Genomic DNA, 27,000 nt, shown 5'->3' with positions numbered 1-27,000 from the left:
TGTCAAATTTCTTCGGGCTTTTCGCGCACCACTTCACGAGGAGCCTTATCTTCGCGCAGCCTTGAAAAAACGGGGTGTCTCATCAGGCCATCCTCAGTCCAGCCGGCGAAAGCAACTTCGCAGACCAGATCAGGCTTTACCCAGGTGACCGGAGTGTCGGTAGTCGGCTCTATTTTAAAGGGGCATTCTTCCTGGATCAGGGGCTGCAATCTTTCATATATGTTCCTTAATTTCTCCGCTCCGAATCCGCCTCCCGAATGACCGATGTAAATCAACTCGTCCCCTTCAAACACACCTAAGACCAGGCTGCCGAAATATTTTCTCCCCCCTCTCGGTTCCGTGAATCCCGCAATCACGCTTTCCTGGGCGAGTTGCGTCTTTATCTTCAGCCACTGCCGGCTCCTCCTGCCCATCCGGTAGGTACTTTGAGAATGTTTGGCGATGATCCCCTCAAGTCCCTTTTCTTTGACGACATTGAAGAACAAGACGCCCTCTTTCCAGACGTGATCACTGAATTTTATGTCCTTGGCAACAGGGAGAATTTCTTTCAGCAGTTCTTTTCTCCTTAGCAGGGGCAGGCTCAAAAGATCATGTCCACGGAGAAACAGGAGATCAAAGACATAGTAGATCAAATAACCACTTCCAGATTTTTGGTAATTTTGCAGCATCTGGAAATCGGGAAGTCCCTGATCATCCACGACGACGATTTCGCCGTCCAGAACTGCGTCAAATTCGAATTTTTGCAGCGACTCGGCAATTGGGAAAAACTTTTTATTGAGGGAGATTTGGTTACGGGTATAAAGCGAAACCTTGCCTGCCTGGATTTCGGCAATGGCCCGGTATCCATCCCATTTCACCTCAAAGAGCCATTCCGGATGATCAAACGGTTCTTTAACCAGGGTCGCAAGCATCGGTTTCAGGCCGTGCGGCATCGGTTTGACCGGTGCATTCAACAGGTCTGCGCTCTCCATTGCTTCGGTAAGGCGGATCTGGTTTAGATCCTTTTGCCTGGAAGTGATCGAAGGGTTGGCTGCGGAAATTTCCTCCAGGGTCTTATTGGACGCCACGGAACGGTTCTCCCGAAGAACGTCCTCTTTAGTTGCATAGCCATCTTTTTTCTTCAAAAGTAGCCATGACTTCTCGTCCATTCTGGTTCTGACCAGTGCGAATTCACCCTTTAGCTTTTCCCCAGCGAGCACAAACTTCATATTCCCTTTGCTTAATCCGTCCAGCAGGAGTTTCTCACTTTCCTTTCTATCTCTTGCGGAGGGGTGTTGATAAAAGCCCCGGTCCCAGACGATAACGCTGCCGGCGCCGTAATTGCCCTCCGGGATAACGCCCTCAAAATCTTGGTAATCAAACGGATGGTCTTCAACCATGACGGCCAGTCTTTTTAAGGCAGGATTGAGCGAAGGCCCCTTCGGCACCGCCCAGCTCTTCAGCACCCCTTCCAGCTCCAGCCTGAGATCATAATGAAGCCTCCGGGCCGCGTGCTTATGAACGACAAAAATGAGATGGTCTCCCTCCTGCCTCAGGACCGGCTTCGGTTCGGGAGTCTTCTCAAACTTTCGTTTGGATTTGTATTCCTTTAATCCCATATTGGGTTAACCTGCGACAGCTCCGGGGAATATGGACCGGATACGGAAAGTCCATTTTCCATAAATAGTAGTGGTCAAGACGTGAGCAGGCAACTTCTCCGTTAGCCTCTTTTTTCGTTCCCAAGTGCCACTTGGGAACGAAAATGTTTGCCGGGCTGAGATGGGCGGCGAAAAAACCAATTATAAGTACAACTTAGGCAAAGCAACCATTGAACATAAGCCAAGATAGGCATATTCCTCGGTTTTTAGGAATTAGCCGACCATTTTCGCAGGGCTTGCGGCGCGAAATGAGGGGGCCATGAGGCCATCCTGTACCGGCACCTGAAAAAAATCCGCAGTTTGGTTCGCATAAGTACCTCATTTGGCTCACTTTAGACCGCTGAGGTGACGCAGACTTAGCGGTCTGACACCGCTTAAGCGCCGCTGGTGTACCGCATTTGTGCCGCTTGGCGGCCGGGCGGTCCGGGGATAGAGCGGTTAAGTTACACATGTAAAATAAGGTAAGGCCGGGGAAGAGAAATTTCCAGAACAGCAGAGACAGTTGACCCGTTGGAAAAGTTCAAGGTTCAAGGTTGGGGGGCGCCCGGGAGGAACTTGTCAGGATTTACGGAAGGGCCAAAGGCCCAGGAGCAACTGCTCAAAATATAATGCTAAAGGCGGGATGCGCTTCGTTTCCCGCCTAAGGGCTGACATGCTTTATCTTCGAATTTTTAATGCAGGCCCCCTACCAGACCACATTTCCTTATCCAAATCTTATCTGTAATTAATTTATATAACTTAGAAAAATCTGGTTTGGCAAGATAGTAGCTATCCCCTTGTCTCCCAAACAGGAAAAAATTCCGATTCGGCGGAGCCTATGCTAACATGGCTCTATTAAGACCAAATCTCAAGATTTATGGTCAGCGGCTGACACGATGCCATGGTATTTAATAAGGACAGGAAATCTAATCTCATATCTTGTGCATATGAATCTAAATATTGTTAGCGCCGTCAGATGACGATGATGTCTAGTTGTAGGGGGACGTAGCGGTGAGCGCGATAGAAGGAGCTCTTCTGTCAACTCTAGTGGGTGTCCCATTTGGGATTGCTGCTTCGTTTGCGGCGTGGTTCATCGTTTTCCGCGTGGTCGTCCCGAAGTTCAGATTCTCGGAGCAGATCAACAAGCTCCCCGGGCTCTATCCTGGGGAGGCGCCCCGGTATCGTGTCAAGTTCAAGAACGTCGGGCGCAGGAACGCAATCGATGTCGATGTGTTTTCTCGTCTGAGAGTGCGCAACCTGTCGCATAAGCCTGAGTTCTTGGATACCTGGACCATAGTAACTCTGAGTAGCGATACAACTCACGAGCCGCGGATACCAAGAGGGGCCAATCGCATGGTAGTCCTCGGCTTGGACGACACCCCGGAACTGTCCAGCGCCAAGTTCCAGGTTGCCCTGAACGGCCGCACTCCGACCCTAGAGGTCCTCTTGTCGCTCGGAAAGGAAGCGGAACTCGTTGTCTATGTGCTTGGTTTCGACGAGTTCAGTGGTGCTCGCAAGGCGTTCATCTCGAAGAACTACCGAATCAGTGACATATGCGAAGGGAAGTTTGGCGGGAAGGATGGGCTCGAAGTTCTGCCTCTCGCCAGCGAGAAGACAGGCGAACTGAGGGGCATAGCCTGTAGCCCGTAAGGCGGGAAAGCGAAGCGCATCCCGCTTTTAGAATTATTCTATCTCTAGACTTCGAGCGTTATCATCTGCCGCCCATTCAAGGTTATAAATGCCGCGTTCCACGTATCGATGAAAGCTTGAATACGGCCAAGGCGCGACCCTCGTAAAGTGACAAAAGCGTTGCGGCCAAATGCCTCGTTCTCCCTTCTGCAAACGCCGGGCTGAGGCTACCGAAGGCGGGATGCGCTGCGCTTTCCCGCCCTCCAATACTTCTGCCAAAAGTCAGGTTTTCTGGCTCGAAAGCATTCTCTCTATACGCCGATCCGGGATCAACCAAATCAGTGCGACTAAGATATATATACCTTGCGCAACCCAGCACAACCAGAACGACGCCGGGATTGCCAGGACATAGAGGACCGTCGACAGCTTTCCCTTCCAATCACGGCCAATCGCCTTCTTCAAAAGCGAATCGTGGCCCTGCGAGGCGATTATCACATGTTGCAATATAAAGTAGGCGATGGCTGCCATGAGCAGAACCACCCCATACAGGGCCGACGGGGTTGCGGCGAAATGGTTTTCGCCCATCCAGCCCGTGGTAAAGGGAATGAGCGACAGCCAAAACAAGAGGTGCAGGTTAGCCCAAAGGATCGATCCCGTCACCTTTTCACAGGTATGTAGCATGTGGTGATGGTTATTCCAATAGATGCCCAGGTAACCGAAGCTCAAAACATAAGTCAAGAACACCGGGGTTAAGGGCGCCAGAGCCTGAAAGGTCTCGCCATGAGGAACCTTTATCTCCAGCACCAAGATGGTGATAATAATGGCAATCACGCCATCACTGAAGGCTTCTAACCTGTTTTTGCGCATTTCCCCTCTATGGCGTGCAAAGAAACCATCATAAATGAGGCAATTTCTGCCTCTTCACCAGCACTTCTCGAAAGAGGTCACCCTGCTTTTCGGCCCGGCTCACGGCTTCCGAATACATGACCTGAAGCTTTTCCGGGTCGCCCTGCCTGGCCAAGTTCTCCAATTCGCTCCAGGCCAGGGGGCACGAGACCATCGGCTTTTCCCTGGCGCGCAGAGAATAAACACAGATCATGGTCTTTTTGGAGTCGTTTTGTTCCCAGTTGATAAAAACCTTGGCTTTCCGGTATTCCTTGGCCATTTTGGCAGTTACCAGATCCGGATAATTTTTTTGCATAATTTCGGCCACGGCTTTGGAAAATTTCTTGGTATCCTCAAAGGTCGTCTCGGCGCGGTTCAAGGGGACATAGACATGGAGCCCTTTTTGGCCCGAGGTTTTGACCAAGCTGGTAAGCCGCAAAGGGCTAAGCAGGTCCCGAAGTATCAGCGCCACCCGGGCACAATCCAGAAGGTTGGCCGGTTCGCCGGGGTCCAGATCGAAGACCATGGAATCGGGGGTATCGGGGGAGGCGGCCCTGGCCAGAGGCACATGGAGTTCAAGAGACGCAAGGTTCTCCACCCACATCAGCGTGGAGAGATCGTTGACCAGGCAGACGGTCATCTGCTCTTTATCCTCCAAGCGGACCTCAGCGGTTTTCACCCAGGCCGGATGATGAAAAGGACAACGCTTCTCGAAAAAGAAATCCTGGTCCACTCCTTCGGGATAGCGCTTTAGGGTCAAGGCCCGGTCTTGCAAATGGGGCAGGATGAACGAGGCCATCCGCCGGTAGTATTCCAGGATTTGGGCCTTCGTGAAACCAAAGGAGGGATAGAGGTCTTTTTCGAGGTTCGATAACGAGAGTCTTCTCCCGGCGATCTCGACAACCTTTTGGCTCACCGGTTCTGTTTCACTTGACGCATGCTCTCCTCCAGAGCGGCGATCAGATCGGGCGGACCTGCTCCCGCTTCTTCCTCTACAACAGGCGCTTCCACCTGGGCTTTTTCTTTCGCCTTCCGCTGCAGGAGATCCATGATCTTTTTCCGGCGCTCGTCCGCATAATGCACCGGGTTGAAGTCCGCCAGCATTGTTTTTATGCTCTGTTTTATGCGGCTTTTCTCTTCGGCTTCGATCTTTCCTTCTTGTGGTGAGATGTCTTCGTCGGGAAGAATTTCTTCGCTGTAATGCAGGGTGATCAGGGTCAGTGCACCCTCCGTGCTTTTGACCGCAACGAGATACTCACGCTCATGCAGCACAAATCTTGCGAGCCCGGCTTTGTTGGTTCGGCGCATCACCTCGACCAGTAGCCGATAAGCTTTTTCGCCCCCTTTCGAAGGAACAAGATAATACGGGTGATCATAATAGATAGGATCCACTTCCTTCATATCGATGAACTCGACGATCTCGATGGTGCGGCTCCGTTCGGGAGACACGGATTCCAGCTCCTTGTCCGTTATCGGTAGGTATTGGCCGGGTCCAATCTCAAATCCCCTGATAATCTCATCCGGCGGGACTAACACCTCCTCTTTGGGACAGTACATTCTTCTCGCGAGAGGGGAATAATCTTTGCTGTGAAGCATATGCAAGGAGACCCGCCCGGGCTCGATAGCCTTAACCAACTGTACCGGAATCGCTACCAGGCTAAAACTGATCGTCCCGCTCCAGATTGCCTGCACAGCCATTTCATTGCCTCTGCGAATCGAGGGTCTTCATTTAGGCGACTTTCTTCAGACTCGCTTCCAGAGCCTGAAGCAGCTTATCCGGTGCCGTGCGTTTCATGGGCCTGGGGCGCAGGATGGCAATTTTTTCTCCGCGCGCTTTTTTATCGATTAAATTTTGCAGCTTTTTCTGATGTTCGTTTTCGAATTTCTCCGGCTGAAAAGGAACGGTCAACTGTTTGATCAGATCGCTGCCAATTTTCAGTTCTTTTTCAGACAAAGAAAATTTCTGGAGGTCAAGAGATTTTACCGGAATCACTTCGTCGGCATACCGCAGAGTATTCAGGCGCAGGATCTGCCCGCTTGCCTGCAAGGCCCCGAGATAGGACCGCTTCCTCATGGTCCAGGTGCAGATACCTTCTACACCCATCTCCTGCAACGCTTCGACAAGCGCGTTATATCCTTTCAAGAGGGTATCAGGTTCCAGATAGTACACCCGCTCGAGAAAGATGGGATCGATTTGTGCAGTTTTGACGAATTCGTGGATTTCGATCATCCGGCTGCTTTCGGGTTCGGTCTGTTCGAGCTCCAAAGGGTCGACAAGAATATATTTTCTATCCTCCAATTCAAACCCTTTGGCCTGTTCTTCCAACGGTACGGGCACTTTTTCATACGCACAGATCATCTGCTGGTGCAATTTCACACGATCACGTTTGTGGAGAAGGTGAAACTGAATCCGGTCTTCCTTCACCGCGGTATGCAGCTTCACGGGCACATCCGTATCCCCAAAATGAATATACCCTTGCCAGATCGTTCTTCCCGCCACTCAATCCTCCGCATAGCTTTTATGACCGGAACAGTTGTTCGCCCTTTTATCGGCTATATTACATGATAAGTACCACGCAAACCCGCTGTCAAGGTCGGGTGCATGAGTACGCGCCTTATTAGAACCCAAAGGGCTCTCCTTTGGCCCCCTTTACAATCTGTAAAAATTACTGACATATGGCCAGACAAAAGCGTCCGCTTTTCAAATACTATCAAAATTTATTTAATTAAACCAATAAGTTAATCGAAAGGAGACGGCAGACTCTTTTTGGAACGAACATTGCTTATTTTATCGGTGATGGGTTATGCTTGAATTGAAAGTGCAAGACACCTGCCCTCGGGTGTCCCTCCTGCAGATAAGCAAAGGAATGGTGATGCAATCGCAACACCATAAGAAGTTATGGTCCTAAAATTTGCGGCAGTGGAGCTTACCTGGTCAACGCCCCCCTGCCGGGGGAAGCCCTTTGAGGGCTTATTCCGGCAAAATATCTTCACCGGCCACTCCAGCATAAAATTGACATTGGGTCATCTCCTTTGGCATAATGCATTTCGCCGCACGTCTTCAGCGAAAAAGTAAGTCATGGAATATATGCTCTGTTTCATGAAAAAAAAGATGCCAACGATTCCATACTTTGATAAAATAATGTCTACAAGTAAAGGAGTCATACTTAAATTTTCATATTTTTTTGAAGTGGAGGATGGGACATGATCAATTTCACCATAAATGACCTGGAAGTCAGCGGTGAAGATGGCTGGACCATTTTGGAGGTGGCTCGGGAGCACGCCATCGACATCCCCACCCTCTGCCACCACGGCGCCGTGGAGCCCTCTGGAGCCTGTCGGCTCTGTATGGTGGAAGTCAGCGACGGGCGCAGAAGTCGGGAGGTAGCTTCCTGTGTCTATCCCATCCGGGAGGGCATCAAGGTGGCCACCGACACCGATCGCATCAAGAACTTACGCCGCTGGGTCCTCCAAAAGTTGGTGGACGAACATCCCGGCTCGGAGCGCCTGCTTGCTTTGGCCAAGACTTATGGCGTCACACCCTCAAGGTTCAAAAGCAGCGACTATGAAAACTTTTGTATTCTCTGCGGCCTCTGCGTCCGGGCTTGCGATGAAGTGGCCGGGGTCGGAAGCTTATCCTTCGGCAACCGGGGCGTGAACAAAGAAGTAACCACTTCTTATCATGAACCCAGTCCGGAGTGCATCGGCTGCGGGATCTGTCTGTACGTCTGCCCCACCGAAGCCATGGCACGATTCTATGCGCAGGTCAGAGTAGGTGGAATTTTCGCAAGCGGCGCCGGGGAATCGGCAGCATTGAGGAGTCGCCCATGAAAGACGACGCGAAATTAGGGATTTTCCTCTGTGCCTGCGGGGAAAAGATCGGCGGCAGGCTAAACCTGGCTGAACTGAAAGAACAGTTAGGCCGCTACCCGGACGTGAGCCATTGCAGCATCCACTCCTACCTCTGCCAGGGGCCGGGGCTGGCGGCCTTGACCCGGGAAGCGCAGGATCGGGGCCTCAACAGGGTGCTTCTGGGGGCCTGTTCGGACCGCATCATGAAGAAGAAATTCGCGGCGGCCCTGAAGCCCTTGGACATCACGGCTCCCCAAATTGATCTGATTAATTTGAAAGATCACATCGCCGCGGTTCATGAGGATGGTGCGCCGGCGCTGACCCGGAAAGCCGCCGCCCTGTTGATGGGGGGAGTGGGCAGCCTGGGGATGTTGGAACCTTATGCGCCACGGTTGGCGGATTTCCAGGGACCGGTCCTGATTCTGGGGGGCGGCATCTCCGGATTCGCCGCGGCCCGAGAACTGGCCCATAATGGCATGGAAAGCCTGATATTCTCCAGCGCTCGCAACCCCGGGGACGTCCTGAAAGAACTGCACCGCACCTATCCCGGCAGCCGCACCTACTTTAAGGATTTGGAAGCCATGCTCGCCGAAGTTTTCGCCAGCTCGCTGGTGAAAATGGCCCCGGATCGGCCCGTGGAATTCGTGGTGGGCCAGGTGGGCAATTACCGCGTCGGATTGCAAAATTCCCACGGAGCTAGCGAAATGACGGGTTCGGCCATCATCCTGGCCCTGGATCGGGAATACGCCGCAGGAGAGAGTTGGACTATGGGCGGCGGCGGTCGGGTCATAGACCAGCTGGACCTGGATGAGCGCTTAGCCGGGAAACGGATGAACCCCGGAAGTGTAGTGTTTTGGGTTAACCACCAAGGGCAAGACCGGCTGGCCCAGGAACTCTCCGCTGCCGCGGCCTGGCGCAGCAGTCAGGTCCTGGTCCAGGAATTTCCCGGGGTCAGGCCCACGGTGCTCTATCCGGCTGATGTCAAGCTGCCGGTGACCGGAGCTGATCTGGTGGCGGCCAAGCAGCGTGGCATCGGGCTTTATCCCTATAACCCCGACATCCATCCGGTGGTGAAATCCGGTTACCTGCATTATGTAAACCCGTATGATCACCTGGAGTATGAGATTGGTTGGGATACCCTGGTGGTTTCGGCTATTCCCGGGCAACCGGGTGCTAAAACCCAGGAACTCATGAGCGTTCTTCCCATCTTCTCCCGTAACGACGGCAGTTTCAAGAAAGGTCCCATTGCCCTGAAACCCGATCGAAAGCCGGTGAAATCGCTTATTTTGACCGGTTCGGCCCTGAAGCTCTGCGATCTGGGCGAGGCCCTGCAGCAGGGGAAAAATGCGGCCCGGGAAGTCCTGCACTTGCGGGATAAGGCCCGCAAAGGCGACCTGGCCAGCCCGCTGGTGTTAGTCACGGTGGACCAGGATCTGTGCGATGGCTGTGGACTCTGCAACGAGATCTGTATCTGTGGCGGGGTGGAAAATGTCCTTCCCGGTAGGGGGGCCACTCCTCGGAATGAGAGTCCCTATACCTGTGACGGCGGCGGCAGCTGCGCCGCGGCCTGCCCCTATGAAGCCATGAAGTTGCTCAACAACAGCGCGCATCAGTTGGAAGCTCGGATCCGGGCCATCCTCTCCCGGATGCAAGACAACGAGATACTGGCCTTTGTGTGCAGGTGGGGCGGCCAGAGTGCCGCTGAGCTGGCTGCCATTCAGGGGCTGTCCTATTCCAGCCGGGTTTACCTGGTCACGGTGAACTGCCTGGGCTCCATCGACCCCACCATCTTGTCCATGGCGTTTCTGAACGGAGCCAGCGGCATCCTTCTGGCCGGCTGTCCGCCCACCGCCCCCTGCCACTGCGGCTACGGCGTGGATCACACCTGGCACCGGGTTGATCTGATGAAGAAGCTGCTGGCCATGTGTGGCCTGGAAAGGAAACGAATTGCCTTGGGGTATGTGGACGTGAACCAGCCTGAGGCCTTTGTGCGCATGACTGATGCCTTCCTGGACCACCTGAACGATATGGGGCCCCTGGTCCGCTCCGAAGACCAAAAGAAGAAGCTGCTGGCGGCCCATGCCACCATGCATCGGCCCCGGGTGCGCTCGGTTTTAGGGGTGAGCTTGAGAAGGCCCTCGGAGAAGGAATTCCCCGGCGACCAATACAATGCCGTAGATTTCGACGAAAGCATGCAGGATGTGTTACGGGAGGAATATCTGGCCGCCAGGATTATCGGCGCCTTGAGCGGCGGCCCCCTCAATCCCCCGGAAATTGCCCAGGCCTTAGGGGAACGTTCGGCTAAAGTTTCCCCGGTCCTGAACGAATTGCTGCGGGATAACCGGCTCATCCGCCAACGTTGGGAAGACGGCTACCCCCTGTATGCCTTGGCCAAATCAGGATAGGCCTGGGCCCGGGTTTCTTTCGGACCAATTCCGGGTTCTTAAGGGCCGCCAGGCAGATGTAAAGGGGTTGCCGGATAAAGTAACTCCAAAGGTTCCTTCTTTTTATACCTTCTCCCCTTAACGGGAAGAGGATAGGCTTAAGGGTGAATTAAGAAGAACTTGTGGCAACAAGTAAGAAAGGCACGGCAGGAGGGGTTATCCCGCCAAGATCATGTACAACATGAAGGCCCGGGCTGAGAACCGGTGCAACTCCATCGACCTGTTTCTCAATGAAAGCATTGCCCAGCTTTTCAGTCTGGCCCATACCCAAATCCTGGAACAATTACAAAATGGAAATTATTTAAATAAGGTCTTCAACATTATTCAGTCCCGGTATTGATAACATGCTTTTGGGGACAGTCTGAAGAGCGATTTCATATTCGCTCACGTGTGGACTTTCAAGGGGAAGATTGTGAAGAAAAATAATGTCAGCCCGGACTTGTACCGCGAGGTGGAGAGGCTTGGGGCCAGGGACATGGAAGCCTGTATGCAATGTGGCAACTGTGCCTCCGCATGTCCTTTGTCAGCCGGGGAAAACACGTTTCCTCGAAAAATTTATCGCTATCTTCAGCTCGGCCTGAGGGATAAGCTGTTGGAATCTCCGGAACCTTGGCTCTGTTACTATTGCGGTGATTGTAATACCGACTGCCCACGAGGCGCGGAACCCGCTGAGACCATGATGGCGACTCGCCGCTGGTTGATGACCCAGTATGACTGGACAGGAATTGCCAGCAGATTTTATACGTCGCCCAAAACAGAGGTCGGGGCTTTTCTCGGCGTTGGGCTATTCGTCATTTTGCTTTTCCTCCTCTTCCACGGGCCGGTCGTTACCGATCGCGTGGAACTCAACACCTTCGCTCCGGTTCATTGGATCCACCTCGGCGACCAGATCATGATGGGATTCGTCTTCGTGATGCTGTTCTCGAATGCGGCCTACATGTTTTATGGAATCATGCAGGGCACGAAGATACCGCTGCATCTCTATTTGACCCAGGCGCCGGTGTTCTTCATCAATTACTTCACCCAGAAACGCTGGCGGAAATGCGGAACCGGCCCAGGTAGCGCCTGGTGGCGGCATGTCTTCCTGTTCTCGGGTTGGGTGGCGATGGAGATCCTGGTGATGGCGGCTCTCACGGCCTTCCAGACCGATATTGTCCACCCATTTTGGCATTGGACCCGGCTGTTGGGCTATTACGCCACCATAGCTTTGATGGTTGGCTCCACAACCATGTTGTACAGCCGATGGTTTAAGAAAGAAGAGAAGCTCCACCGGTATTCGGATTTTACGGATATGTTCTTCCTGGTGTTGATTGTCGCCATCGCAGTCACTGGTATTCTGGTCCATTTTTTCCGGCTGGCCGGGCTGCCGATCATGACTTACACGGCTTATGTGATACACCTTGCGATCACTGTAGGCATGCTTACCCTGATGCTGCCCTTTGGCAAACTCTCCCATCTGATGTACCGGCCTTTAGCCATCTTCCTGACCACATTGAAAGAAAAGGCCCTGCGTGACTCTCAGGTTGACCTGTCTACGATCCGGAAAGATATCGGTGCGACCTTCGAGAGCTGTATGCAGTGCGGCGCCTGCACCGGGGTTTGCCCCTGGGGCGAGGTTACGAGCTACAGTCCCCGGAAGATCCTTCGCGATATCTCTCTGGACAGGTCCTCAAACGTATCCGTCGATGAGGCCGCATGGACCTGCGCATCCTGTAACAGCTGTGTCGAGCAGTGCCCCCGCGGTATCGGCATACTTGACCTGATCAAATCCGTCCGCCGCCATGTTGTCGAGGCCGGAGCCCTGCCGAAATCTTATAATGCCGCGGTGCAGAGTCTGAAGCAAAACGGCAATCCGTGGGCAGGAAAAACGGCAAATCGCCTGGATTGGGCCCAGGGCGTCAACCTGCCCACGTATACCCAAGAACATGAGTATTGCCTGTTCACCTGCTGTACCACCGCCTATGATACCAGCAATGATAAAGGCAGCCAAAAGGCAGGCCTCGCGCTCTTGAGCCTGCTCGAACATGCCGGGGTCTCCTATGGAACTCTTGGAACCAAGGAGAGTTGTTGCGGTGATGTGGTCGATAAGATCGGCGCGGCAGATGTGGTTGCCGATCTGACCAAAAAGAATACCGAGATGTTTCTTACGGCTGGTGTGGACAAGATCCTGACCACCTCTCCTCACTGTCTGAATTCATTCAAGAAAAATTATGCAGGGCTACAGCAGATAGCCCAGACTCACTCTACCGAGCTTCTGGATGAACTCATCGTCAAGGGTGCCATCAAACCCGTCAACAGCCTTGATCTCAAAGTGACCTACCATGATCCCTGCTATCTTGGCAGGCATTCTGGCATTTATGAGGCGCCCCGGAGAATCCTTGAAGCCATACCCGGCGTTACCCTGATTGAAATGCAGAATAACCGGGAGCGGAGCTTCTGTTGTGGCGGCGGCAGCGGCGGGCCCTGGAAGGACCGCGTTGCCAAAGAAAGTCTGGGAGAGATTCGGGTCAGAGAGGCCATCGCGACCGGTGCGGACGTGATCACCACCGCATGTCCTTACTGCATTCGAACCCTCAATGAGGCCATCACAAAACTAGGGGTCGGAAACCAGATAAAAGTCCTGGATATAACGGAACTGCTTCTGCAGTCAGTTGATTTGTCGGATACATTTGCCAAAACCGGAAAAAACCATATGAGGCTTTCTCAGGAGGACCTTCATGTCTGAGCGAATCGGGTTTTTCATCTGCCACTGCGGCATCAACATTGCCTATCGTGTCAGAGTAGAGGAGGTGGCGCAATATGCGGCCGCCTTCCCGGGTGTCGTAGTTTCCAAAGATTATCTGTTTATGTGCTCGGATCCGGGACAGGATCTCATCGAAAAGGAAATCAAGAATCAAAACCTTACTCATGTGGTTGTGGCCTCCTGTTCGCCTCGCATGCATGAAAAAACCTTTCGGGCCGCCTGCCAGAGGGCGGGGTTGAATCCTTATCGGGCCTTCCATATGGTCTGTGTCCGTGAACATGGATCCTGGGTGACGGAAAACGAGGATGAGGCTACGGCAAAGGCGATCGTCCTCGTCAGGGCCGGTCTGATGCGGGTCACGAATCAGAGTGCGCTCTTCCCGAGCACATTCTCGGTCAATCCGAACACCTTGGTGGTCGGTGGCGGTATCGCCGGCATGCAGGCGGCTCTGATGATCGCCAGTTCCGGCAATAAGGCCTATCTTGTGGAACGGCAGCCAACAGTTGGGGGTCACATGCTCCAGTATGACAAGACCTTCCCGACTTTGGACTGTGCGGCCTGTATCGGTACGCCGAAAATGGTGGCCGTCGGCCAGAACAAGAACATCCAGTTAATGACCAATACCGAGGTAGAGAGTGTCAGCGGTTTTGTCGGCAACTTTAAAATCAATGTCAATCAGCGCTCTCGCTATGTGGGGACGAACTGTACCGGTTGCGGAGACTGTGCCAAGGTCTGCCCGGTCGAGGCCCCGAACGAATGGGATGTCGGGTCGAAGATGCGCAAGGCCGTCTATATCTCCTTCCCCCAGGCTGTGCCAGTTCGCTATGCGATTGATAAAAAAGATCGGGCTCCCTGCGTGCAGACCTGTCCGGCCGGTATCAATATTCAGGGGTTTGTCGCCCTGATTAAGGCCGGCAAGTATCAGGAATCACTCAACCTGATCATGGAAACGATGCCGCTTCCCGGCTCGCTCGGCCGTATCTGTCCCGCTCCCTGTGAGGTCCAGTGTCGCAGGCAGGAGGTTGATTCCCCGCTGGCGATCTGCCAGTTGAAACGGTTCGCTGCAGACCAGGTTGATTGGGACACATTGCCGGTTCCGGCAATCGAGAAGAAGCCTGAAACTGAGAAGGTGGCCATCATCGGTGCGGGTCCGGCAGGGCTTTCCGCCGCCTATTTCCTGGCTAAAAAAGGGTATCATCCGACCATCTTCGAAAGGGCGCCTTTTGCCGGAGGCATGCTCCGTGCCGGTATTCCGGACTACCGGTTGCCCCCTGCAATCCTCGAACAGGAGATCAACTATATCAAGAAGCTGGGCGTGGATATTCAACTGAATGTATCCATCGGCCAGGACCGCCCGGTTGCCGGTCTCTTTGAGGAGGGATTTAAGGCCGTCTATCTGTCAGTCGGTGCGCAGAATAGCATGAAGATGAACATCGTGAACGAGGATGCCGAAGGCGTCTTGCACGGCGTCGATTATCTCGGCCTGCTCAATTGCAAGCAACCCGTCAAGACCGGCAAGAAGGTCGTGGTGGTCGGCGGTGGCGACACGGCCATCGATGCGGCCCGTGAGGCCCTCAGGCAGGGCGCCTCCGAGGTGAAGATGCTTTACCGGCGGAGCAGGTCGGAGATGCCGGCAACAAAGCATGAGATCCAGGCCGCGGAGGAAGAAGGCATCAAAATCGAACTGCTGGTGAGTCCCGTTGAGGTCCTGACCGAAGACGGAAAGGTTTCCGGGCTGCGTTGCATCAAGATGGAGCTTGGTGAGCCGGATGTATCCGGCAGAAGGAGACCGGTCCCGGTTGCCGGTTCGGAATTTGATGTCGAATGTGACATGATTATTCCGGCCATCGGTCAGCGGGTCAACACCAGTTTCCTGGAAGGCACGACCGGGGTCGAATTAACCCGGTGGGGGACGGTTGCAGCCGATCCGGTGACATATCAGACAACCTTCCCGGGTATCTTTGCAGGGGGCGACCTGTTTACCGGTCCGTCCATCGCCGTTGAGGCAGTGGCAGCGGGACAGCAGGCGGCTATTTCGATAGAAAAATACCTGCTGGACGAGGAGCTGGCGGAAAACAGACCTGGCAAACCGACCGGGAGTAACTGGAAGGGGATTCCGAAAAATGCCGTGTGCCTGCCCCGGGCGAAGATGCCTGTCCTGCCGGTCGCCCAGCGCGTCAACAATTACAATGAAATCGAACTGGGATTCACTGAGGAGCAGGCCAGGGCAGAGGCGGCCCGCTGCGTGGATTGCGGCGGCTGCTGCGAGTGCAAGCTCTGTGTCACTGAGTGCAAGGCCGGCGCCATTGACCATGAGATGATCGATAAGAAGGAAACCATCGACGTCGGCTCCATCATCATTGCTACCGGTTTCGATCCGATGAATCCGGTCAAGATGACCCAGTACGGCTACGGCAAGTACCGGAACGTCTTTACCAATATCGAATTCGAGCGTCTTTCCAATGCTACCGGGCCGACAGCCGGCAAACTCAGGAAACGTGATCTGAAAGATCCGCTAAAGTTCACCGATGCGCCGAAGAGCGTGGCGATTCTCCATTGCATAGGCAGCCGCGACAACAACTACCATGAATACTGCTCCCGCACCTGCTGCATGTATGCCCTTAAGTATGCGCATCTGCTCAAAGATAAATGCGGGCATGATACTGAGATCTATAACTTCTATATCGACATGCGCTGCTTCGGCAAGGGATATGAGGAATTCTACAAGAAGGTCCAGGCCGAAGGAGTCAAGATGATCCGCGGTAAGGCCGCTTCCATCACCGAGGATGAGAACGGTATCCTGACCGTTAAGGGAGAAGATACGCTTTCCAACCGCCTGATCGAGATCAAGGTGGATATGGTTATCCTCTGTACCGCTATGGAAGCCAGGCCGGATGCCCCCGATGTCATGCGGAAGTTCGGGATAGGTATCGGTGCGGACGGATTCTTCCAGGAGCAGCATCCAAAACTGGCACCTGTATCCACCCCCACGAGCGGAGTCTTCCTGGCCGGGGCTTGTCAGGGACCGAAGGATATCCCGGATACAGTTGCCCAGGCGCAGGGAGCTGCAGCGGAATGCCTGGCGTTGAGCGCCGCGGGTCAGGTTGAGATCCCGCCCATGATATCCAGTATCGATCCTGACATATGCGTCGGTTGCCAACTTTGTATCGGGCTCTGTGCCTATTCGGCCATTGAATTCAATACGTATGCCGGAATCAGTGAGGTCAACAGTGCTATTTGTAAAGGATGTGGAAGCTGCTCCGGCGCTTGTCCAAGCGGCGCCGCCAAGGTGAGGCACTTTACCGATAAGCAGATCTTTGCCGAAATAGACGGGCTTTTATTTCACTAAGGAGTTTTGTGCGATGAGCGAGTTTGAACCCCAAATAGTGGCGTTTTTTTGTAACTGGTGCACATTCACCGCCGCCGATCTTGCCGGTACTTCACGTCTTTCATACCCGCCCAACCTCAAGATCATCAGGGTTATGTGCAGTGGCATGGTTGATCCAAAATTCGTCCTTAAGGCATTCCTGAATGGCGCGGATGGTGTCTTGATCGGTGGGTGTTGGCCTGGGGATTGTCATTACATCAATGGCAACCTGAAGGCACGGCGCCGAGTGGCGCTCCACACCGAGGTTCTGAAACAGTATGGGATTGGTGAAGAGCGTTTCTGGCTTCGGTGGATCGCCGCTAGTGAGGGAACCATGCTGAAGGAAGTCGCAGATGAAATGACTGCGAAATTGAAACAGCTTGGACCAAGCCCCCTTCGGAATATCAGTATGGCAGTTTGAAGACACGGAGATGACTGAAAATGGCTAAATTCGCAAAATTGTCATTTAAGAAAGACGAATTGAATAAGGAACTGGCCGCATTCTCCAAACGCATGCTTGAAAATAGTGCGGTTGATGCTGTCCTCGTTCCGATGGCTCAGACTAAGAAAGGGGTCCGACTTACCCTCGTTACCTCTGCTGACCATACCGCTCAGGTGGATCCTTTTGCCCCGATCGCTGCCGTAAGTGGTGCAAAAATTGCTTCATCGCTTACCTCGCGCCCATCCGGCCGCAAGGTTGCGATGGTCCTGCGCCCCTGTGAGATTCGGGCTGTGGTTGAGCTCGCTAAATTAAAGCAAGTGAACCTCGATGATGTCCTGTTGATCGGTATGGACTGTCTCGGCCGCTATGAAAATACCGATTTTGCCAAATTCCAGGAGCAGGGAGGGACATCCGAGTCTTTCCTGGAGAACGCCCAGGCCGGAAAGACCTCCATGTCGGATTTCGATATCATCGGCTCCTGTAAGATCTGTGAATTTCCGACGGCTGACAATGTCGATATGAGATTGTGTGCCATAGGCGCGGGAAACGGCGCTGTCTTCATCGAAGCCATAACCGAAAAAGGTGAGCAAGCACTGGAAAAATCAGGCTTGAAGGCGGGTGCAGCTCCTGCCGGCCGGGACGAGGCGGTGAAGAAGCTAGTTGCGGTGCGTACCGAGGCCAGGGATAAAAAATTTGCTGAATTTCGGGCTGACACCAGCAGCTTTGAGGCGCTGGCAGACAAACTGGCTGCCTGTGTCAACTGCTACAATTGTCGGGTTGCATGCCCGGTCTGCTATTGTAAGGAATGTGTATTCATCACGGATACCTTCCGGCACACCGGCGAGCAGTTCATGATGTGGGCGGATCAAAACGGTAGGCTGAAGATGCCTAACGACACCTTGTTTTTTCATCTGACCCGCTTGACCCATATGAGCCTTTTCTGTGTCGGTTGCGGTCAGTGTACGAGTGCCTGCCCGAATGGTATTGATCTGATGCCGTTGTTCAGGACATGTGCCGATAAGACTCAGGCCCGATTCAACTATCAGGCAGGACGATCGGTCGATGAAGAACAGCCGATGGCTGGATTCAAATCAGATGAGCTGGTTGAAGTGACCGGTCAAGTCAAATAGGAGCGGTATTATGGCTGAAAAGAAGCCTACAGGCACAGTCCTGGTGGCTGGTGCCGGCATTTCTGGGATCAAGGCGGCCATAGAGTTAGCTGAGTCAGGCTATAAGGTCATTCTGACCGATGATTCCCCCCAGATGGGTGGTATCCTGGCCAAACTTGATTACCAATTCCCGACGGATCATTGCGGCATGTGCAGAATGTTGCCCCTGGTGGGCCGCGAGTATGCTTCGCAGTACTGTATGCGAAAAAGCCTGTTTCATGAAAACATCGAGATCCTGCCGTTTACGAAGATCACCTCGGTCTCAGGCGATGCGGGGAATTACAAGGTTGACCTGCTGAAGATGGCCCGCTCCATCGACCCGGCCATCTGCAACGAGATGGGAGAATGCCTCGACGTCTGTCCGGTCGAGGTCCCAGATGAGTTCAACCAGGGGCTGACCAAGCGGAAGGCAATCTACCAGGCGGTCCCGCATAATACGCCGAAGCTGCTGCTCATCGACAAACAGGCCTGTACCCGTTGCGGTGAGTGCCTCAAGGTATGTACGACCAACGCGATTAATCTGGATGCCGAAGACGAGGTGGAGACCAGGGAGGTCCACTCCATTATCCTGGCTTCCGGTGTGAAGCTCTATAATACCCAGGAATTCGAGGATGCCAAGTCATACGCGGTATCGCCGGATGTCGTCACATCACTTGCCTTTGAGCGGATGTTGAGCGGTTCCGGTACGTATCAGGGTGACGTGATCAGACGGCCCTCCGACGGCAGGCCTGCGAAAAACATTGCCTGGATCCAGTGTATGGGATCTCGAAACAGACGTCAGAAAAGAGACTACTGTTCCTCTATATGTTGCATGTTCGCGCTGAAAGAGGCCGTCCTGGCTAAGGAAAAAGGCGGGCCGGAGGTTGACACCACCATTTTTTATATGGACATGCGGACCTTTGGCAAAGGCTTCCAACAGTACAGAGATAAGGCCGTCGACGAGCACGGGGTGAAGCTTATCCGCTGCCGGGTGCAGGGGGTTATGCTCAAGCCTGACGGCAGTCTGCAGATGCGTTATCTCGATCCCGAGACCAACGAGTTCTTTGTGAAGGATTACGATCTGGTTGTGCTGTCAACGGGCCAGATACCCTTTGAGACCCATAAGAAATGGGCCGATCTGATGAATGCACCTCTGGATTCGCGCGGTCTTCTTGATACTGAGCAGTCCAGTAAGGTCAGGGTTGCCGGCAAACCCGGCCTCTTTCTCTGCGGCTCCCTGATGGGGCTCACGGATGTCAGTGAGGCAATGACCAGCGGTATTGCCGCGGCGGGCGAGGCAACTAAATTTTTGACCGCCTTGGGCGTGGACACGATGCAGGAGGAGGAAATTGCCGAGCCGGCCGCCCATAGGCGGGAACTGCCTTTAGTCTCGGTTGCCCTCTGTAAATGCGGTGAAAAGACAGGGACAGAAGGACTCGATTATGAGCTTCTCAGTGCTGAATTGAAACGCTACCCTGGAGTGGGTGCTATCCATGTCATTGATTCCATCTGCAAGCCGGATGGAGAAACAGCTCTCGTTGACATCCTCGGCGAGACAAAATGCAATCGGTTGCTGATTGGGGCCTGTCAGCCTTTCATGTATAGGCGGAAGCTGAAAAATAGTGCCAGGCAGGCAGGATTCAACTCCTCCATGGTGGAGATCTTTGATCTGTTCGGAATTGCCAGGAGAGGCATGGTCGAGCCGTCAACCGGGGACTGGACCTTACGGGCAGCGAGGGAAGTCAAATCGGATATCGAAAAGCTCAAATTTAAACCTGAGCTGCAGGTGAGCACCTTGCCTATTAACCAGACCGCCCTGGTGATCGGTGGTGGTATCGGTGGGATGCAGGCTGCCCTGTCGCTTGCCGATCGGGGTGTGCCGGTTCATCTGGTTGAAAAGGAAGCGCACCTGGGCGGGTATCTCGGTACTCAGGTGGAGCATACGGTTGATGGACTGGCTCCTATTGCGATGGCTACGGATATGAAGCTGAGGGTGTTCGAAAGCAAGAACATAACGGTCCATCTGAATTGTGAGGTTGAGAAAACCGTCGGCACCCTGGGCTGCTTCGAGTCAAAACTGCATTGTAAGGATAGTGACGAAAACACGTATCTGCATCACGGTGTGGTGATCATGGCCACGGGCGCGCATGAGGGAGCCACCACCGAATACGGTTACGGGGCCTCAGAGACGGTGCTGACCCAGGCTGAATTGAAGAAAGGTCTGGCCAGCGGTGATATCGATGCCAGTGAAGTCGAGAATGTCGTGATGATCCAGTGTGTGGGTTCACGGCAGAAGGAAGGGCGCCGGTACTGCAGCCGCATCTGCTGCATGGGCGCGATTGGCAATGCCTTGACGATCAAGGAGAAAAATCCCGATGCCCGGGTCTTCATTCTCTACCGCGATATGATGACGTATGGCTTTTATGAGCAGTACTATACCAAGGCGAGGTCAGCCGGGATTATTTTTATGAATTACAGCCTGGATGATAAGCCTCAGGTGGAGATGGTCGAGGGCAAACCGGTCGTCAAATTCATGGATCCTGTCCTGAAAGAAGAGATGGAGCTGCCTGCGGATCTCTTGGTTCTTTCCACCGGCGTGGATCCGGAAGAGTCCAACCAGAGACTTGCCGAGGCCTTCGGTGTTTCATTGACCGAGGACGGGTTCTTAGCCGAAGCGGATTCCAAATGGCGTCCGATTGAATTCCAGAAAGTTGGACTTTATCTTGCCGGTACGGCCCATTCGCCGATGCCGTTAAAGAGTGTGCTCCTGCAGGCCGAAGCCGCGGCCCAGAAGGCCTATACCTATCTGTCCGGACGTGAGGTGCATACGGCCGCGGTCACTTCCATGGTGAAAGACGCCCTCTGCATCCGTTGCCAGAGATGTGTAAACATCTGTCCGTATGGGGCGAGATCGTATGATGAGGTGGATAGGTGCATCAAGGTCGATGCTGCCGCCTGTCAGGCCTGCGGCATGTGTGCGGTTGAGTGCCAGAACAATGCGGCTGAGGTCAGAGGCTGGAGTGACAAACAGTTGATGGCTGTCATTGATGCAAAGCTCATGGATGTTCTTCTCTCGTCAACTGTGGGATAAGAGGTGGTGATTATGGACTTACAAGAAGGATCGACCAAGGATCTCTGGAAAGATATCTACAATACAGGTAATCTCCATTACTGTTTCAACTGCAGCACCTGCGTATCCGGATGTCCTGCCTCCCATGGGGATCCGCCGCTCCTGGTCAGAAATCTGGCCCGGAAGGTGATCCTGGGACTTGAGGAGGAGCTCCTCGCAGATGACACTCCATGGGCCTGTGTCTCCTGTTCAAGATGTGAGGAGATGTGCCCGATGGATGTCATGCCGTTCGAGATGATTCTCGCCATCCGGCAATGGCAGTGCAGAAACGATGAGACCCTGATCCCGCCGGCAATCGTCGAGATCTACAAGCGGGGCTATACTCAGGCTGTCGGGGTGAACACCGAGTTACGCGAGTCCTTGGGGTTGCCCCCCCTACCCACCATAACCAACAATCCTGAGCAACTGGAATTGTTTCGTGAAATGCTCATGAAGATAGAGCTACTCAGCGACAACGACTATATGTTCAAGGGATGAAAAAAGTGACTCTCAGTTGAACCTGGTTGTTTTCCTTCACAATCATAGGTGAACTGTGAAAATGATCGGTCGCCGCCTGGCTTTGAGCGATCATTTCATACACATGAGGACAAAGAGATGCAATTATGTTTCTTCCCGGGCTGTAATACACCTGCCATCCGACCGGATGTGGAGCGGGCCATAAGGGCGTCAATGCCCGTTCTGGGCATTGATCTGGTGGATGCCGACAACTATGTCTGCTGTCCGGCATTCGGTGCTTTCCCGTCTGCCGATGAGGAGGCCTGGATGGCGACTAGCGGCTGGAATCTTTCCATTGCCGAGCAGAAGGGGTGTGATTTCGTTGTGCAGTGTGGTTCATGTTACAGTTCCCTGCGCATGGGACGGGAGCATTTGATGCATGATGCTGAAAAGCTGGCGCACACCAATGAACTGCTCGAGCCGACCGGGCGGCAGGTCACGGGAAAATCGAAGGTACGCCATGTGTCGGAAGTCCTCTTTAGGGAAATAGGCCCGGAGAAGATTGCCTCGCTGCTCAAAAAGAGTCTGAAGGGACTCCATGGTATCGTCCAGTATCCCTGCCATACCTTGTTCCCGAGTGAGGTCGTGGGGTTTGAAAAATCCGCCAGGGCGCCGGAGGGCATGCGGCGGTTGGTGGAGGCGCTTGGTGCCACGGTGGACGGCTATAGTCGTGAACTGCAATGCTGTGGCGGCGCCGGCGGATTCATGAAAAGCACTCCGGAGCAGGCTATCGAGTTTGCCAAAACCAAGTTCGATGCAATACTCGATGAAACCAAGGCCGATTTTATCGCAGTCTCCTGTATCACCTGTCTGATGCATATGGAAAGGGTTCAGAATACCCTCAATGAACAGGTTGGCGAAGAGCGCTACAAGATACCGGTTTTCGATTACAACCAGCTGCTCGCCCTCTGTCTGGGATTTGATCCGAAACAGGTCGCATCGATATGCAACGTACCGAGGGACTCCGTCATAAGCCGCCTGGTGGACGTCAACCCGAATGCATAACGGGGCCTCAGCGACGAGATCGTAGTATCACCGCACCAGAACTTGCCGCAGACATCGCAGAGGCCTCCGGGAGTCGTCGTGGTTGAACTCGCCGGAAGCAGTGCGAGCCTATCGAAGCGGAGTCGGGGCGCGTTACACCATGTTGTAAGTGGTGCCGTCAGCAGGTTATTGACTTCACGCTCTCGTCCGTTCTCGTGATGGTCTCCGTCCTCGTCCCTTCGGGGGATGCCGTAGCCCGGTCCTGCACTCCCGTTGAGAGGATCTGGACTTCTATTCACAAACAGGCGCGGGATTAAAAAATCCGGGGAAGCTGCTTCTTTATTATAGTTATTCTTAATAGAATGATTTTTACCTCTATCAAGGAAACGCTAAAGTTTTGCCCTTACCTGGGATCATCGAGGCGGAACTGCGTGGCCGCTAAATCATCAACCTGGTAAATCTGACTTATTTCTCACCCTGGAAAATTCTGGGGGCCAACTACGCCGCAGGGGTCATTTTGGAGGCCGTGGCCAATACCTTCCTCAAAGACCAGGGCGGAGTCCTGAACCTTGTGAGCCGGACCCGGGAGAGCGATTACACAGGCGTAAGAGAGGTGTTCCGGTTTCCAACTAAAGCCAGATCAGGAAGGGATAATGCTGATGGCTAAAGCATCAGGCATCACAAAATAGGCATGGGGTTCTGACGACCTTCTTCTGGCCGGCCTTCCCCGCCAAGAGCGCACCCACCCTTTACCTCCCCTCCCCCCCCTTCCATTGACTTACCCCAGATCGTGGCTCAGACGATGCGTGGCGCATTTGAGAGGCAACCTGAGCAACTTACCACTCAAAATTGGAGTTCTCCTCGCTGGCCGGAAGCATGGCCTCTCCGGCTTACTCTCCGAACTAATAATCTATTTGGAATTTTATTATCGCCATGACAGACCCCCTCGTCCGGGTGTTCCTATCCCATAGAAGAACGGCCTCCGTTGGCCCGATTTTCGATGATTTTGTATTTGGGTGTTGGGGATAGTGTTGGGGGGAAATAAATAAGGGTTAGGCCGATTGGCCTAACCCATTGATTTCATTATGGCGGGGACGACGAGACTCGAACTCGCGACCTCCGGCGTGACAGGCCGGCGTTCTAACCAACTGAACTACGCCCCCGCAGGGCTGGTAGGCGGAACAGGGCTCGAACCTGTGACCCCCGGCTTGTAAGGCCGATGCTCTCCCAACTGAGCTATCCGCCCGCCTACTGTTTTCACTTGCAGTGTGTATACACCCGCTGGTGCCGAGGGTGCGAAAAATCTGATCTCTAATTTGCTGTAACACCATCTCGCTTGGTCACGGGACTATTTTACCACCATATCCTAGTTTGTAAATAGCCGTGAGAATTTTTCATTGCGGTTTAACAAGATCACCCGGTTATTGGTAAGTTCCCTAATTTGATTATTTCAAAAAATCCTTTTCTTCTCCCAGTCCCTTCTCTAAGGCGCGTTTATAAACCGCCAACCCCAGGGCGAGATCCTGAATAATTAGGCCGGTGGAGTCGAACACGGTGATCTCTTCCGGTGCTGTGCGCCCTGGCTTCTTACCTGCCACAATTTCTCCTAAAGAGCCATAGACCTGCTCCGGATTCAGTCCGCCTCGGGCCAGGGGAACGTTGATTTCTCCGGAGTGGGAAGCCTGGGCCCAATCGTCCACCACCACCTTGGAGCCGGTGAGGATGGCCGAGTCCAGTTCCTGTTTGCCGGCAGCATCCGCGCCGATGGCATTGATATGGGTGCCGGCCGAGACCCATTCCCGCTTAACCACTGGGGTCCGGCTGGGGGTGGTGGTGACCACGATGTCCCGATCCATCACAGCCTCAGCGGCGGCGCTGGCAGCCTGGGCTTTTATGCCGTAGGTCATGGCCAACTCATCCGCCAGGGCCTGAGAGTGTTCCAGATGGCGGTCGAACACCATGATGTCCCTGATAGGCCGCACCTTCAAAATAGCCGCCACCTGGGTACGAGCCTGGGCCCCGGCCCCAATCAGTCCCAACCGGGTGGCGTCGGCCCGGGCCAGGTATTGGGCTGCCACTCCACCCGCGGCTCCGGTGCGGTAGTCGGTGACATGGGTCCCGTCCAGGTCGGCGAACTCCAGACCGGTTTCCGGGTCATTTAGGAGGATCTTGGCCATCACGGTGAGCAACCCTTTGGCCGGGTTATCGGGATGGACATTGACCCACTTCAACCCGCAGATGTGGTCCTCGGGCAAGAAAATTTCACCGTACATGGCCCGAAAGTCTCCGTGAGCCAGAGTTAAATAGGCCTTGGGGGGCATGTTCGCCCGGCCTTCACCATAAGCCCGAAAGGCATCCCGGGCCGCGGCCAGCGCCAGATCCATATCCAATACCCGCATCACCTCGGAAGCAGTAAGGACTAAACTCATAGAGTAGCTCTCTTTCGACGCAAGATTCCACGATCGCGGAGAAAATCCACAGTATTAAGAGAATTAGTCCGCCCCGAAGAGCGGGACTATCTGGAAACGGTCCACGTCCACCAGCCCCAGATCGGTGAGTTTCAAGGCCGGGATAACCGGCAAAGCCAGAAAAGACAGGGCCATGAAAGGATCTCGTAAGGTTCCCCCCAGCCCTTGATAAGCTGCTTGGAGAGCACCATAGGCCTCCGCCACCTGTTCCAGGGGCCTCGGGCTGATCAAGCCGGCGATGGGCAGCGCCAAATCGGCCACTACCCTGCCGCCAGCCACTACCGCCATACCGCCCCCCAGATCCACTAAATGGCGCACTGCCTGCAGCATGTCCGCCTCGTTGACCCCAACCACGACGATATTATGGGAATCATGGGCCACCGAAGCGGCCAAGGCACCCTGGCGCAATCCGAATCCCTGGACCAATCCCAGACCCAGATGTCCGGTGCCATGGTGTCGTTCCACCACCGCCAATTTTAAAATGTCCTTGGCGGGGTCCGTCGCCAACCGGCCTTCCCGGACGGGCGCAGCCAGGAGGCGTTTCTCGGTGAGCAGCTGACCGGGAACCAGACCGATAACTTTGGCCATGCTCCCGGTAGCCGGAGGCGAAAGAGCCTCCAGACGCAGGCCTCTTACGTCCATTGATGAGGCCGGGGCCGGAATCGGAGGCACCTCCGGCTCGGCCACCAGTTTGCCTTTATCCACCACCAGTTTGCCGTTTTTCAGAACCTTGTCAATGTGAAATTCTTGGAGGTCTTCCACTACTACCAAATCTGCTGCCAGTCCCGGTGCCACCGCGCCACGATCCCGGAGATGGAAATATTCCGCCGGATTCAAAGTGGCCATAGTTATTGCAGCCAGGGGATCCAAACCCCAGGATACCGCCTGACGCAGGAGGTGGTTGAGATGACCGGTGCGGACCAGGTCTTCAGGATGGCTGTCATCAGTGACCAACATGGTGCGACGGAGGTTGGCGGGAGTTACTGCCGGAAGGAGATCGAATAGGTTCTTGGCCAGGCTGCCTTCCCGCAGCATCAGGTAAAACCCCAATCTCAGCTTCTCTTGGGCTTCCGCCAAAGCGGTGCATTCGTGATCGGAGGCGATACCGGCGAGCCGATAGGCGTTGAGGGCTTTACCTGAGAGCAGCGGGGCATGGCCGTCCACCGGACCCTCGGGAAACAGAGCGAGCTTGGCCAGGAGACCTCGGTCTCCGGCCACCAGGCCGGGAAAATTCATCACTTCCGCCAGACCTAGAACTCGAGGATGGTGAAGGTATGGCTCCAGATCCCGGGCCTCCAAACATGCTCCGGAAGTCTCCAGGGGGGTGGCCGGGACACAGGAAGGCAGCATGAAGAAAAAATCCACTGGCAGACCTGCGCTGCTGCCCAACAAATAATCCAGGCCCCGGGTGCCCCAGACATTGGCGATCTCGTGGGGGTCAGCCACCACGGTGGTGGTCCCCAGGGGCAATAAAGCTCGGGAGAGTTCCCGGGGAGTGAGCATGCTGCTCTCCAGATGGAGGTGGCCATCAATGAGACCCGGGAGGATGCAGCGACCGGTCACCGGTAACCTGGGCCCGGCATAATCCCCCAAACCCGCGATGACCCCATCGCACAGGGCCACGTCAGTTTCCTGCCACTCCCCGGTATAGACATTAGCAACCTTGCCGCCGGTAAGCACCAGTTCTGCCGGCTCTTCTCCCCGAGCAACCCGAAGACGTTTTGACAGTCTTTCCATCTGCATTAAGGGCCTCAAGCATTTATCAAAAATAATTGGTTTGGGGGGCAGTTTAATGGA

General features: G+C 54.2%; 18 protein-coding genes and 2 tRNA genes. 11 read left to right on the top strand and 9 right to left on the bottom strand.

Annotated features, from left to right (window positions below; all coding sequences use genetic code 11):
• Window positions 1-2 precede the first annotated feature (2 nt).
• Complete coding sequence (gene ligD, locus WC600_02305) at window positions 3-1,598, bottom strand: non-homologous end-joining DNA ligase (GenBank protein MFA4901556.1); 1,596 nt, start codon at window positions 1,596-1,598, stop codon at window positions 3-5.
• Between the two features lie 1,029 nt (window positions 1,599-2,627).
• On the opposite strand from ligD (WC600_02305), the gene WC600_02300 reads away from it, so the two are divergent.
• A complete protein-coding gene (locus WC600_02300) occupies window positions 2,628-3,266 on the top strand; it encodes a hypothetical protein (GenBank protein ID MFA4901555.1) in 639 nt (212 codons plus the stop codon).
• 261 nt (window positions 3,267-3,527) lie between these two features.
• On the opposite strand, the gene WC600_02295 is transcribed toward WC600_02300, so the two are convergent.
• The 4 genes from WC600_02295 to WC600_02280 are packed head-to-tail and all read right to left on the bottom strand — an operon-like array spanning window position 3,528 to window position 6,630.
• Window positions 3,528-4,112, bottom strand: a complete 585-nt coding sequence (locus WC600_02295; GenBank protein MFA4901554.1) for a TMEM175 family protein — start codon at window positions 4,110-4,112, stop codon at window positions 3,528-3,530.
• A gap of 28 nt (window positions 4,113-4,140) precedes the next feature.
• Window positions 4,141-5,046: a non-homologous end-joining DNA ligase gene (ligD, locus tag WC600_02290; protein ID MFA4901553.1), complete on the bottom strand. Its 906-nt coding sequence runs from the start codon at window positions 5,044-5,046 to the stop codon at window positions 4,141-4,143.
• Window positions 5,043-5,828 carry a Ku protein gene (locus tag WC600_02285; protein ID MFA4901552.1) on the bottom strand — a complete coding sequence of 262 codons (786 nt, stop codon included), beginning with the start codon at window positions 5,826-5,828 and terminating at the stop codon, window positions 5,043-5,045. Before WC600_02285 ends, ligD (WC600_02290) begins: the two co-directional genes overlap by 4 nt.
• 31 nt (window positions 5,829-5,859) lie before the next feature.
• Window positions 5,860-6,630 (bottom strand): Ku protein, encoded by a 771-nt coding sequence (locus WC600_02280; protein MFA4901551.1) that lies wholly within the window; start codon window positions 6,628-6,630, stop codon window positions 5,860-5,862.
• A 704-nt stretch (window positions 6,631-7,334) separates the two neighbouring features.
• On the opposite strand from WC600_02280, the gene WC600_02275 reads away from it, so the two are divergent.
• From WC600_02275 to WC600_02230, 10 genes are all read left to right on the top strand, one after another.
• Window positions 7,335-7,961 (top strand): 2Fe-2S iron-sulfur cluster-binding protein, encoded by a 627-nt coding sequence (locus WC600_02275; protein ID MFA4901550.1) that lies wholly within the window; start codon window positions 7,335-7,337, stop codon window positions 7,959-7,961.
• Window positions 7,958-10,387, top strand: coding sequence for a hydrogenase iron-sulfur subunit (locus tag WC600_02270; GenBank protein MFA4901549.1), 2,430 nt, complete (start codon window positions 7,958-7,960; stop codon window positions 10,385-10,387). The genes WC600_02275 and WC600_02270 overlap by 4 nt, the downstream gene beginning before the upstream one ends.
• A gap of 211 nt (window positions 10,388-10,598) precedes the next feature.
• Window positions 10,599-10,766: a hypothetical protein gene (locus WC600_02265; GenBank protein ID MFA4901548.1), complete on the top strand. Its 168-nt coding sequence runs from the start codon at window positions 10,599-10,601 to the stop codon at window positions 10,764-10,766.
• Window positions 10,767-10,838: 72 nt separating this feature from the next.
• Window positions 10,839-13,151 (top strand): heterodisulfide reductase-related iron-sulfur binding cluster, encoded by a 2,313-nt coding sequence (locus WC600_02260; protein MFA4901547.1) that lies wholly within the window; start codon window positions 10,839-10,841, stop codon window positions 13,149-13,151.
• Window positions 13,144-16,518, top strand: coding sequence for an FAD-dependent oxidoreductase (locus tag WC600_02255; protein ID MFA4901546.1), 3,375 nt, complete (start codon window positions 13,144-13,146; stop codon window positions 16,516-16,518). The genes WC600_02260 and WC600_02255 overlap by 8 nt, the downstream gene beginning before the upstream one ends.
• Window positions 16,519-16,531: 13 nt before the next feature.
• Window positions 16,532-16,957, top strand: a complete 426-nt coding sequence (locus WC600_02250; protein MFA4901545.1) for a hydrogenase iron-sulfur subunit — start codon at window positions 16,532-16,534, stop codon at window positions 16,955-16,957.
• A 20-nt stretch (window positions 16,958-16,977) separates the two neighbouring features.
• Complete coding sequence (locus WC600_02245; protein ID MFA4901544.1) at window positions 16,978-18,108, top strand: Coenzyme F420 hydrogenase/dehydrogenase, beta subunit C-terminal domain; 1,131 nt, start codon at window positions 16,978-16,980, stop codon at window positions 18,106-18,108.
• A 10-nt stretch (window positions 18,109-18,118) separates the two neighbouring features.
• Window positions 18,119-21,217, top strand: a complete 3,099-nt coding sequence (locus tag WC600_02240) for an FAD-dependent oxidoreductase (GenBank protein ID MFA4901543.1) — start codon at window positions 18,119-18,121, stop codon at window positions 21,215-21,217.
• A gap of 12 nt (window positions 21,218-21,229) precedes the next feature.
• A complete protein-coding gene (locus WC600_02235) occupies window positions 21,230-21,733 on the top strand; it encodes a 4Fe-4S dicluster domain-containing protein (protein MFA4901542.1) in 504 nt (167 codons plus the stop codon).
• Window positions 21,734-21,850: 117 nt separating this feature from the next.
• Entirely contained in the window at window positions 21,851-22,756 is a 906-nt protein-coding gene (locus tag WC600_02230) for a CoB--CoM heterodisulfide reductase iron-sulfur subunit B family protein (GenBank protein MFA4901541.1), read from the top strand.
• Between the two features lie 1,065 nt (window positions 22,757-23,821).
• Here the strand turns inward: WC600_02230 and WC600_02225 are convergent.
• The 4 genes from WC600_02225 to ade all read right to left on the bottom strand — a co-directional run bounded on the left by WC600_02225 (window position 23,822) and on the right by ade (window position 26,946).
• Window positions 23,822-23,898: transfer RNA gene (locus tag WC600_02225), tRNA-Asp, on the bottom strand.
• Window positions 23,899-23,905: 7 nt separating this feature from the next.
• Window positions 23,906-23,981, bottom strand: a tRNA-Val gene (locus tag WC600_02220).
• A 199-nt stretch (window positions 23,982-24,180) separates the two neighbouring features.
• Window positions 24,181-25,164 carry a hypothetical protein gene (locus WC600_02215; GenBank protein ID MFA4901540.1) on the bottom strand — a complete coding sequence of 328 codons (984 nt, stop codon included), beginning with the start codon at window positions 25,162-25,164 and terminating at the stop codon, window positions 24,181-24,183.
• A 63-nt stretch (window positions 25,165-25,227) separates the two neighbouring features.
• On the bottom strand, window positions 25,228-26,946 hold the full coding sequence (gene ade / locus WC600_02210) for an adenine deaminase (protein MFA4901539.1): 1,719 nt from the start codon (window positions 26,944-26,946) through the stop codon (window positions 25,228-25,230).
• Window positions 26,947-27,000 lie beyond the last annotated feature (54 nt).

The sequence above is a fragment of the Desulfobaccales bacterium genome (assembly GCA_041648175.1).
Classification (GTDB): Bacteria; Desulfobacterota; Desulfobaccia; order Desulfobaccales; family 0-14-0-80-60-11; genus 0-14-0-80-60-11.
The sequence above is the reverse complement of the archived record's forward strand: the minus strand, read 5'-3'. Positions and strand labels throughout refer to the sequence as shown.